At 52.1% G+C, this 11368-nt stretch carries 10 protein-coding genes; 4 read left to right on the forward strand and 6 right to left on the reverse strand.

Annotated features, from left to right (window positions below; translation table 11 throughout):
• Genes B2Q61_RS13545 through hemB form a run of 3 tightly spaced genes read left to right on the forward strand, consistent with a single transcriptional unit; the run spans position 1 to position 2544 of the window.
• Complete coding sequence (locus B2Q61_RS13545) at positions 1-807, forward strand: TatD family hydrolase (protein ID WP_290618291.1); 807 nt, start codon at positions 1-3, stop codon at positions 805-807.
• Entirely contained in the window at positions 804-1544 is a 741-nt protein-coding gene (locus B2Q61_RS13550; protein ID WP_290618289.1) for a GGDEF domain-containing protein, read from the forward strand. Before B2Q61_RS13545 ends, B2Q61_RS13550 begins: the two co-directional genes overlap by 4 nt.
• Positions 1534-2544: a porphobilinogen synthase gene (gene hemB, locus B2Q61_RS13555; protein WP_290618287.1), complete on the forward strand. Its 1011-nt coding sequence runs from the start codon at positions 1534-1536 to the stop codon at positions 2542-2544. The genes B2Q61_RS13550 and hemB overlap by 11 nt, the downstream gene beginning before the upstream one ends.
• Here hemB and B2Q61_RS13560 read toward each other — a convergent pair.
• From B2Q61_RS13560 to B2Q61_RS13585, 6 genes are all read right to left on the reverse strand, one after another.
• On the reverse strand, positions 2541-4967 hold the full coding sequence (locus tag B2Q61_RS13560; RefSeq protein ID WP_290618285.1) for an endonuclease/exonuclease/phosphatase family protein: 2427 nt from the start codon (positions 4965-4967) through the stop codon (positions 2541-2543). The genes hemB and B2Q61_RS13560 overlap by 4 nt on opposite strands.
• Positions 4968-5035: 68 nt before the next feature.
• Positions 5036-6331 (reverse strand): glycosyltransferase, encoded by a 1296-nt coding sequence (locus tag B2Q61_RS13565; protein WP_290618283.1) that lies wholly within the window; start codon positions 6329-6331, stop codon positions 5036-5038.
• Complete coding sequence (locus tag B2Q61_RS13570) at positions 6328-8583, reverse strand: hypothetical protein (RefSeq protein WP_290618281.1); 2256 nt, start codon at positions 8581-8583, stop codon at positions 6328-6330. Before B2Q61_RS13570 ends, B2Q61_RS13565 begins: the two co-directional genes overlap by 4 nt.
• The gene (locus B2Q61_RS13575; protein ID WP_290618279.1) at positions 8580-9353 is read right to left on the reverse strand and encodes a TVP38/TMEM64 family protein; all 774 of its coding nucleotides are present in this window, start codon (positions 9351-9353) and stop codon (positions 8580-8582) included. Before B2Q61_RS13575 ends, B2Q61_RS13570 begins: the two co-directional genes overlap by 4 nt.
• A gap of 5 nt (positions 9354-9358) precedes the next feature.
• Positions 9359-10267, reverse strand: coding sequence for a prolyl aminopeptidase (pip, locus tag B2Q61_RS13580; RefSeq protein WP_290618278.1), 909 nt, complete (start codon positions 10265-10267; stop codon positions 9359-9361).
• Positions 10268-10289: 22 nt separating this feature from the next.
• Positions 10290-10517 carry a ChaB family protein gene (locus tag B2Q61_RS13585; RefSeq protein WP_290618277.1) on the reverse strand — a complete coding sequence of 76 codons (228 nt, stop codon included), beginning with the start codon at positions 10515-10517 and terminating at the stop codon, positions 10290-10292.
• Positions 10518-10689: 172 nt separating this feature from the next.
• Between B2Q61_RS13585 and B2Q61_RS13590 the strand changes: the two genes are divergently transcribed.
• Positions 10690-11313, forward strand: coding sequence for a superoxide dismutase family protein (locus B2Q61_RS13590; protein WP_290621897.1), 624 nt, complete (start codon positions 10690-10692; stop codon positions 11311-11313).
• Positions 11314-11368 lie beyond the last annotated feature (55 nt).

Below are 11368 nucleotides of genomic sequence, written 5' to 3' on the forward strand. Positions count from 1 at the left end.
ATGACTGAAACCGGCACGCATCCTGGCTGGTTCGACTGTGGCGTTAACCTGTTCAGTACACGGTTTGCCGGGATTGAACAGCAAATTCAGCGCCGCGCGCAGCAAGCCGGTGTTAACGGTTTACTCCTAATTGGCTCCGATATTGATGAGAGCCGTCAGAATCAGCAGTTTTGTATCACGCAGGGTGGTAGTTATACTACTGCCGGCGTGCACCCTCACCAGGCCGCTAATGTCGCCAATGATTGGCTGGAACAACTGGCGAGCCTGTTGGCGTTACCTGCTGTGGTTGCTGTTGGTGAGTGTGGCCTGGACTTTAATCGCGATTTTTCACCGCGGTTGCAGCAGCAATACGTTTTTGCCAGTCAGTTGCAACTGGCAAAAAACAAACAGAAACCTGTTTACCTACATGAACGTGACGCGTTTACTACCCAATTGGGTATGCTAAAAGAGCAGCAAGTAAGCCATGGTGTTGCCCATTGTTTTACGGGTGACAGTAGTCAGCTGAAAGCTTATCTAGATTTAGGTCTTTATATAGGCGTTACCGGCTGGGTGTGTGACGAGCGCCGTGGTCAAAGCTTACAGCAGGCAATCCAGTATTTGCCGCTGGATCGGATATTGCTGGAAACCGATGCACCTTATTTATTACCTCGAACCATTAAACCCCGCCCCAAATATAATGAACCGGCGCTGCTGCCAGTCATTGCCACTGAAATTTGTCGTTTAAAAAACATTAGCAGCCAGCAACTGGCACGCTGCACTACTGACAATGCCCGCAGGCTGTTCACACTTAACGGACTGCCGACATGAACATCAACGACATCTTGTGGCTGATTGGCGGAGCATCCGCAGGTGTGTTGCTCACAACCGTGGTGGTAGCGTGGCACTGGCGACGCTGGCAGCGCCAATACACCGAGCAACTCGAAGCCAGCACACAAATTCAGCAACTGGAATTACAAATTGCCCTGGACGAGCTGGCAGAAAAAAACCGGCTACTGGAACAGCAAAGTATGCTGGATACCCTAAGTGGCATATTCAACCGGGCTTGTTTTGATAAACGGCTGCAAAATGAGCTCAATCGCAGCCGGCGTGAAAAAACATGCCTCGGCCTGGTGTTAGTCGATATCGACCACTTTAAAAAGATTAATGACACCCATGGTCATCTGGCGGGCGATGCCGCTATCCAGCAGATAGCCAGTGAGCTATCCGCCGGCTTAAAGCGCAGCAGCGACGCCGTGTTTCGTTATGGCGGTGAAGAGTTTGCTATGTTACTACCCGGTACCTCACTGGCCGGATGTATTGAACTGGCAGAAGATATCAGACAAAAAATCGGCAGCACACCACTGCAAATAGGCTCACTTAGTTTAACGGTTACTCTCAGTGCCGGTTGCTATGCGGCAGTGGCTGATGCCCATAGTTGCAGCAACGATTACATTGCAGCAGCCGATAGTGCGCTTTATCAGGCAAAATATCTGGGGCGCAATCGGACAGCCAGTGCCAACGCTATCGTAACCCCAATCAGTAAGGGATCATTAAATGAAAACTAACCGTTTTTTTCCGGCCAGCCGGCCCCGCCGCATGCGCGAGCATGACTTTAGCAGGCGGTTGATGGCGGAACACCAGCTTAGCGTAAATGATTTAATTTACCCGATGTTTATTATTGAAGGTAACAACCAACGGGAAGGTATCAGCTCCATGCCAGGCATCGAGCGACTTAGTCTGGATTTACTGGTTACAGAAGCCAAAGAACTGGTCGCGCTGGGCATTCCTGCTATTGCGCTGTTTCCGGTTACCCCGGCTGAACATAAATCGCTGCAGGCAGAAGAAGCCTGGAATCCGGATGGTCTGGCCCAACGTGCCGTGCGGTTACTGAAACAGCATACGCCAGAACTTGGCATCATTACCGATGTGGCATTGGACCCATTCACCATTCATGGTCAGGATGGGATTATCGATGCGCAGGGCTATGTTCAGAATGACATTACCACCGCAGCCCTGGTTAAACAGGCATTGTCACATGCAGAAGCCGGCGCCGATATTGTTGCCCCGTCAGATATGATGGACGGCCGGATCGGCGCGATTCGCGAAGCACTGGAACAAGCCGGGTTTGTAAATACCCGCATTCTGGCCTATTCGGCCAAGTATGCCTCCAACTATTACGGGCCATTTCGGGATGCGGTGGGCTCAGCCGGCAATTTAAAAGGCGGCAATAAAAAGAATTATCAAATGGATCCCGCTAACAGCAATGAGGCCCTGCACGAAGTGGCGATGGACCTGGAAGAAGGTGCCGATATGATTATGGTTAAACCCGGTATGCCATACTTAGATATAGTGCGGCGGGTAAAGGATGAATTTGGCGTGCCAACCTTTGCCTATCAGGTCAGCGGCGAATACGCGATGCATATGGCCGCTATTCAGAATGGCTGGCTGGCAGAGCAGCCAGTAGTTATGGAGTCGTTACTGGCGTTTAAGCGCGCAGGGGCCGATGGCATTCTGACTTATTTCGCCAAAAAAGTAGCCATCTGGTTAAAGCAGACTGAGTTTTAAGCAGGTTTTTCAGCTACAGTCTGCGACCGTGGAATGGCCAGGGCAATCAGCAGCGGCAGATGGTCTGACGCTATTTTTGCCTGCTGCGATCCGGGTATCTCCACAGCGGTTACTTCCACGGCCTCACTGACATAAATATGATCTATCCGAATGGCGGCAAAGCGACTGGGAAAGGTCCCCCGGGGCCTATACCCTTCCAGCAGCGTCTGGGCGTCTGTCATTTTCTGGTTTAGACGCCGACAGACTTCTGAACCCGGTTGCGCATTTAAATCACCACAGAATATTACCGGCCCGGCACAATCCGGATGACCTAGCCACTCTTCGCCCAGCAGCGCATCAATTTGCGCCAGACGCTCTCGGGGTTGCAGCCCCAGATGAGTGTTAATAATATTAATCTGCTGGCCATGCAGCTCGATGGTAGCCCAGATTGCGCCGCGCGGCTCCAGTTTTGGTTTATCAGCCAAACCAGGCAGTGGACCTGCTTTAACCAGGGTCAGGGGTAAATGGGTAAGTATAGCGTCGCCATACTTTTCTTCCTCCAAATGCATTGCCGGATGGAAATGAAATTCCATCTCCAGCTGCCTGGCGATCAGTTGTGCCTGATCCAGGCCCTGAGTGCGATCGCGCCCCACATCCAGTTCCTGCAGTACCACGACATCCGGCTTAGCCAGGGCAATCACCCTGGCAATCCGTTCAACGTCAATTTTGCCATCCAGGCCAATACAGCTATGTACGTTGTACGTCATTACCCGCAGGCTGTCGCAGCGCTCCGGGCTGCTGGCAGTGCGGCCAGCCGGCTTTGATGAACGCCTGCCCAGCTGTTGCAGCGCAGCATGGTAGATATCGGATGGCCTGATATAACCATACGGCGTATCAGGCAATGTCACATCTTCCGGCAACATTGCAAAACCATGCGTTTCTGCCGGAGTTGCGCCGGCGTGGGCCCCATTCTCATCAGCGAACGACTGGGCCTTTACCCCTTTTCGCCAACCCATAATCACCAGCTCGCCGGCATCCGGATGCTGACACAACCGCAGAATATCTTTGGCGACGCTGTCCAGAAAGGGATGATCGTTGCCGAATATTGCAGCTTTATCTTCCGGCAGGTAAAACGTGCCGTCAGCCGTGGTGGCCCGCAGCCGATCAGGCCCTGCCACTACCAGCACCAGCGGTACTTTATGTTTAGCCGCCAGTTCCGTTGCCAGCAAAGCGCTATCGGCCTCAGATAATGGCAAACCGGTGTAGATATGGCCCACCGGGCCCTGTGCTGCCACCTTAATCTGGTTATCAGCGCCCATCTGGTCGTCGCTAATATTGACAGAAAACATCCGTTGTACTTTTCGCCCCCCTAATAAGCGTGCGCGCTGGGTTTGTACGCTGCCGGTAACTTTGCGCTGCAGGCCCGCCGGTAACGAATTCAGTTTTTCAAAGCTGGCATCTACCGCCTGTTGCAGCGGATAACCTTGCATTACGTGATACGGCGTGACTTTGGCCTGGCCATGATCAGAATAAAGCCATACCTGATAACTACGCCATTGCGAGCGGTGTGCTGAACGCCAGAGCCGGGCAATGCTGTCATCAATACCCTTTAAGGTCCAGTGGGCAAACAGCGACGAGGGTCCACGGCGGTGGGACTGTTCATCGTATCCAAGTAAATTGATATGCACCACCGGCAGGCCCCGGGAAATATCCATCTTGCCACCTATGACACAAAGCTCCCGCAACACGATGGACACTGCAACCCGGGCCGGAATAAATTTTAATTCACTAAGAAAGTCCTGACCTTTAATAATGCCGCGGCAAAAGTCGACGATTGCCAGCCCTAATTCCAGAAAAAACAAACCAATAATCCGCAACACGCTGTATAAATTACTGATAAAAAGCCCCAGCAATACCAGAGGGTTAGCGGCGCGCAAGGCCGCCCCCCAACCCATTGTCGCAGCGCAAAAATGGGATTCAGCAGCCCCGCCGGTGTAAATATTGGAATAGGCACTGCCATCTTGCAGCAGCGCCGCGTGGCTCTGCTGCCGTAAGCCCTGCTCTACCTTTGCGGCAGTATCAGGTTGCAGCATCCGGACAATTTCGCCGGTTTGCCGATCACGAAATGAAAAGGCCGGAACGGCTGTTTTCACGCCATAAAACAGTTCTGCCTGCACAGCAGGAGTGGTTGCGGGTAAACCACTATAATGCGCTTGCAGCTTATAATTCTCGCGCTGCAACAAGCGTTGTAAGAATGGCATTTTGCCGCGCTTTAATGCCTGTTGTAACTGTGGCTGCGCCAATCCATCGATTTGGATCATAATCAGACCCGAGCGGACCCCCGAACCTTTTGACACCGGCAAGCGCAGCAGGTGTGTAAACCAGTGACTGCGGCTAAGGCTGCGCCTTAACCAACGAAACCATACTTCGACCCGACTGATCATAAGGTTCTCCGGACAGCGTTAATAATGAAAAGGTACTGAAGAATTAATAAAAGTGGACTGGGATCCGGTTATTTTTTGCTGGCAGCTAATTTGCCGTCAGCAAATAAGCCGCTGCTTATCGCAGTGGTACCCGCCACCGCGACACTGCTTAAAATATCCCACTCGGCTTTTATCCAGGCCAGCACATCTTCCCAGTCTCTTTCTGTTTTTGTGCTGGCAGGTACACTATCCAGTACCGAACGGAAGCACAGCAAAGCTTTTGCAGCCGAACATGACATAGCAAGATTCCCTGCGGTTTGCAGTGCTCCCTCACCCAGCGCTGTTATCTTTGCGGGGTTCTCCATCAGCTGACTCAACGCCGTCGCCAGAGCTGTGGATGTTTTCTGGCTGAGTAACAGACCATTCTGGTCATTTACCACCACTTCGCGGACGCCGGGAGCGTCAAAGGCCACGACCGGCAAGCCTGCAGCCATCGCCTCGGTCACTACCATTCCCTGGGTTTCGCTGGCCGAGGCAAATCCGAATATATCCATGGCGTGCAGCGCATCCGTCAGAGATTGCTGCTGCAGCACGCCGGCCATATGTAAGCGGTCAGCTATCCCTGCGTCTGCAAATATATGACGGATTGACTGTTCAGAAGGCCCTGCTCCCACGACCAGAAAGTGTGCCTTTGCGTGCGCACATAGCGCATCGGCCACTGCCTGGCTAAGTATTGTAAGATTTTTTTCCGGCGCTAAGCGGCCAAGATGGCCTATCACCATAGCATCTGCCGGAATGCCAAGTTGCTGACGGACCAAATTACCATCGCCCTTGGCAAACTTTTCCAGATACACCCCGGTCGGGATCACCCTGACCGGACTGGTCACACCCCGTTCGTGCAATAAGTCAGCAATACTCTGGCTTGGCGCAATAACCTGATCGCAGAGATTGGCGTACCGGGTTGCCAGCGCGATAGCAAAATGCTGCATGGTTTGCGAGTCACCCGGTACATAATGGGTATATTGCTCATACAGAGTATGGTGGGTAAAAACCAAGGGTAACTTGCGATAGCGGGCGGTACGCAGGGCACTCATTCCCAATAGAAACGGGTGCTGGGAGTGAATAATATCGGGCTTAAATTCATCAAGGATCTGGCTGAGCTTGTCATGAAACGGCAATGCAACGGAGAAGTCAGTGGCATTAAAATTCTGAATGGCAGCAATGCGCACCACATCAGGTTCATGCTCAGGCATATTGGCAAACTCCGGCGCCACGACCAATACCCGATGCCCCATCTTCCGGTATTCGGTTACAAATGCCTCAACCGAACGCGCCACCCCGCCCACATGCGGGGTATAGGTATTGGTAAAGATGACAATATTCATCTGCTGGAGCTCCGTTTTATTAAATTGACATGTCCTGACGTTGCAGCTGCTACCGAGAGGCTCTGATAACCGGGCAGACAGATCTCAAGCTGCGGTCCCTTTGCTTTATGCCAGTCTGCCTGCCACTGCAGCACAACATTTTCATCCTGCTGGCGAATTGTCAGACTAATACTGCCAAACCGGGTAGGCGCCGGTCCAAACCGGATAGCACTTTCACTGTTTAGCCAACGATCGGGCACGCCAGCCGCTAACACCAGATGGTCCTCTTCCTCGCGCACAAAACAATTGCGGACCATCAACAGCCATTCGGCAGCGGCCCACACATGGTGGCCATCACCCATACAACCGCCCTTGGTAGCCGGATGAATCGCTTCCGGCCATTGACCGGTGGGCGATGCCAGCCCTGCTACAGCATCCATCAGCACCAGATAACGGGGATCATTATTTCGTAATAAAATCTGGGCAACATGCAGGGTTAAGTAAGCATTTAACCCTGAGTGAATCATATCCTGATAGAACGCATCCTGAACAAAACAGCGCTTCAGCAAAAATTCTACTGTGTCCAGCAAGCGGGGGTCGTCGGGGCGACACAATTGCACCGGATAACCAATAGCCAGCGAACCAATGGCACCGGCATCCAGCCGCCGGTAAGGTGATGCAGGCATACCAGGTCGCTTCAGCCGGCTGGCACATTGCTGCAGGCTGCTATCTATTGCCGCACTGAAATCCGCAGCAGCATCGGTAAATTCTTGTTGCAGCTTTGGTTCAACTTCTTTAAACAGGCTGGCGGCAGCCTGCAAACCAGCAACGCCCCAGAAGTCGTCCCAGTAATAGTAATCATTGGGGCCCAGATGCTCGGCGCTGAAACCGGCAGGCAATAATCCGGCGTGCGGGGCGTCGAGCTTATCTGACAGCCGTTTATTGATTATCCAGCGCGCCCCCTTTTTCAGCGGGCTATGCCAGTCCGATGACAACTCGCGGCCGGTCAGTTCGACGTAGCGCTTAAGGATCCACAGTACTTCGCCATTAGCGTCCCACTCCCCCTCTTGCGAGCGAAAGTAACCGAGCAGGGTTTGCCTGGCAGGAAACTGCTGTAAAGCCCGGGCGGCGCGCTCGGTAAGACCCGCACACAATAACGCATGAATAATAAAAGCGGCATCTCTGAACCAGAACCGTTTGTAGGTGTAGGGCCCGGGATAGACGTCTTCGGGAGAATGCAGAATTAATGAGTTTATTGCGGCGTCATATAAAAATTGATATTGCGGATCCGGACACTGCAGCTGACAGCATTTTTGCTGCTCTGCCGGCCAGGCGTCTGCTTGCAATTGTGGCTGCGCCGCAGAGGTTAGCGGCACTGTTATTTCTATTTCATGCCAGTCATTCTCCGACATTTTGAATAACGCGGCAGCCGTGACCATACCCACATCACAGAGACCTTCTGTCTGTTGCTGCGCATCTGCAAGGTGAATATAGACATCTCCTTGTTTATAGGCAGATACATGGTATCTGTCAGCTGGCCGGTTGAAATAAACGCGTTTCCGCTCATCAACCAGCCACTGATCATGTTGCCCGTTCAGCAATACCTTATGAATAAAACTGACCCCCTCAGGGTTTTGTGGACGCAATGCTAATACCAGATAGCCCGCTGTATCAGCTTTTGCTTTCAGGCGCATTTTTGCTACCGGCACACCGTCTTCCAGCGCTACCCAGGCGGTATTTTGTAAAATCATGCCCTGCTTGCGGCTGGTGGTGGTGATACTAACATCGCCGGCGACGGTCATTTGTTGCTGACTGTCGTCTGCCCGGGAGGGCAGCAGACAGTCTCCCTGCTCAGGCATAATCCAACCATCCAGCGACCAGCTGTCCAAAAATGGCGTGAGCAAACCCCGGGGGTCAACAATGGGTAGCTCAGGACAATCCGGGTAACCGATCGCAGTCCAGTTGCGATGAGTCAGGTTAATATGAGTAATGGAAAATGCCCGGGGTATAAATGACTTATCATTTGGGTCAAACTGGCGTTCAATCCAGTACGGCCAAACCCAATCCAGGTTATGCTGAATAACCCGGCTGTTAATTAAACCGCGCGCGTGAAACACCACTCCGGCACGCAGCAGCTCGATCGGCTCGCCCACTTCAGAGGGTTGAGCAAAATTGTGTAATTTGGCCAGTAACGCCACAGGATCAATAAAGCCATGCTTGTGGGCGACATAGCGCACCACGTACCGCCAGGGCAACCACTTTAACCAGGTCATGCCAAAGGCTCCTTATCAGTGTTTTGCTTGGTATATTTGGTCAGCGCCCGGTTAGCCAGCCGATTCAGATAAATGATAACAACCACAGCGGCGATAAAACCACCAAGGTACAGGGCCCACTCCCAGCCCGAACGTTGCTGTGCACCAAATTCAAACGTCGTGATATCGGCCACTAACGAGCCCAGATACACGTTGTGAACAGTAAAGGGAATAAAACCAAGTAACGAACCGGCAATATATCCGCGCAACGAGAACTGCGTTAAACCAAAAAAATAGTTTGAAATCTTGCTTGGGAAAAAAGGGATAAGGCGGGTGAGCATCACTATCTTCCAGTCATTTTTACTCAGTTCTTCATTAACCAACTGTAGCTTTGCCCGGGCCATAATAAAGTGTCTTGCTCGCTGACCAAAGGTGTAACGCGCCAGCAAAAACGCTATGGTTGCACCCAGCGTTGTGCCCAGTACCACGTAAACCGAGCCCTGCACCACGCCAAATACAAAACCGGCACCTATGGTAAACAATGCCCCGGGTAACAGCAGCACCACGACCGCCGCCATAATCAATATAAACAGCAATGGCGCCCAGGCACCCTGCTGCTTAAACCACTCCAGCAATTTCAAAACCTCGGTATGGACGCCAAAATAAACCAGCAGGCCAAGCACCACAGCCACAAACAACACACTGCCTGCCATACCCAGTAAGGCTTTTCTGGTGCCGCTTTTCTGCTGCGGTCGCGTTGCTGTTTTGCTGTCACTGGCTACCGGGTCCAAGATAGTTACTCCTCTGGCTCTATTGTCTGAAGAATTGCCCGCAGTGCAGCAAAGTTCTCAGGCTCACTGGCATCATGGGCCGCGTGTGGCGTAATGAGCAGCCGCGACTGTTGTAGCGCCCTGTCAAGCTGCCATGCGGAAGCACAGGGACAGATGGAATCATAGCGGCCATGAACAATATCGATGGCAATGTCCTGCAAAGCAGCGCAGTGATCCAAAATGTAATCGTCTGCTATAAAACCATTATTGACGAAGTAATAACTGGCAAGCTGCGCCATGGGTAAGCTGGTCGTGGGATCACAGAATTCAGCAATTTTTTGCTGAGTTGGCGTTAAAAATGAATTCACAGCCTCCCACCTGGCCCAGCTTTCAGCTGCGGCTTGCTGCTGACTGTTACTGCCGTTGTTTAACAGCTCATAGTAAGCCGCTACCGGCTGATCATGCGGGCCGATGGTATCGATAAACTTCTGATATTCATCAGGATAAAGCTGATTTGCTCCCTGCAGGTAAAACCAGTCAAGTTCCTGTTGCCGGCATAAAAAGACGCCCCATAAGATTAGCCGCAAAACATGTTGCGGATAGTGGATAGCGTAAAGCAAGCTCAGAGTGCTACCCCAGCTGCCGCCGGCCAGCATAAACTTGTCGATTGCCAGAGTACGGCGCAATAGCTCTACATCTGCAAGCAGCTTATCGGTGGTGTTGCCGTGCAACCGCCCGGCAAAATGACTACTGCCACATCCTCGCTGATCGATAAAAATCACCGGCCGGCGTAATCCGGCAAACAGCTTTTTATCACCAGGCCTGACGCCGGCTCCCGGGCCACCATGCAGAAACAGCAGCGGCGTAGCGCTGCGAATATCGCCCTGAATTTGGTAATAAAGCTGATGGCCGTCACCAACATGAAGATATGGCATCTTTACACTCCATGACTGTTAGCTAGCTGGCAACCCAGTTACCGTCGTCATTCTTACGGTAACGCTGTTTCACTGCGGACCAGGCTACCTTATGTGCTACCTCTTCCCGATTGTCATCACCCTGCCGATCATCAGGGTTTTTATAGTCATCCCAGGCGCTGTTAAATGCCTTCTGGTATATCTCCTGAGCATGTTCTGGCAATACCTTCCGGACAGAATCGGGCAATTCACTGCGTTGATCATACGGCATCAGTACTCTCCTGCTGACAGCTGGTTGCTTTGGCTACTAATTTGTTACAAAAGCAAAGCACGTGCCAGCTTGCTGTACTAACTTCCATTGGCCGATTGGCCTCAAAATTGCACTTCCAGCAGTGAATAATGTTACGTGGCAAATATTGCCAGCAGAAAAACAGAAGGAGATCATGATGAGATTACGGATTTTTTCACTGTCAGTCGTCGCCGCAGGCATGTTAGCGGGCTGTAACCCTGACCAACGCCCGGACACAGATCCGCTTCCTGACACAATGCCGGCCAGTGATGCCGCGCCCTTAGCCGAGCAGCCACGCTCACCCGCCAATGCAAACACCGACAGTAAAACGCTGATTGTTTATATGAATCGCGTTACAACAGATGAAGTTGGCGCCAGTGCAGGCACAATAACCGTTACCCAGCGTGGTGATGATTTGGTTTTCAGCCCTAACCTGATGGGCCTGAATCCCGGTAAGCATGGCTTTCATATCCACCAGAATCCAAGCTGTGAACCTGAAGTAAAAGACGGTAAAAAGATTGCAGCCGCCGCCGCGGGTGGCCATTATGATCCAACGGATACCGGTCAGCACACTGGCCCTGATGGAAACGGTCATAAAGGCGATTTGCCGATGCTGGTAGTTGATGATATGGGCGCTCAGCAGGATGTTACTATGCCGGGTTTAACGCTTAACGATCTGCAAAATCGAGCGCTGGTAGTACATCAGGGCCAGGACGACTATTCGACTAACCCTGCTGGCGATAGCGGGCCACGTATTGCCTGTGGCGTTATTGATTAATCAGCAATATTTACAACTGAGCACGGTAATAATTACCATAAAACCGGTTGGCAGC

The sequence above is a fragment of the Arsukibacterium sp. UBA5043 genome (assembly GCA_002415085.1).
In the GTDB taxonomy this organism is placed as follows: domain Bacteria; phylum Pseudomonadota; class Gammaproteobacteria; order Enterobacterales; family Alteromonadaceae; genus Alishewanella.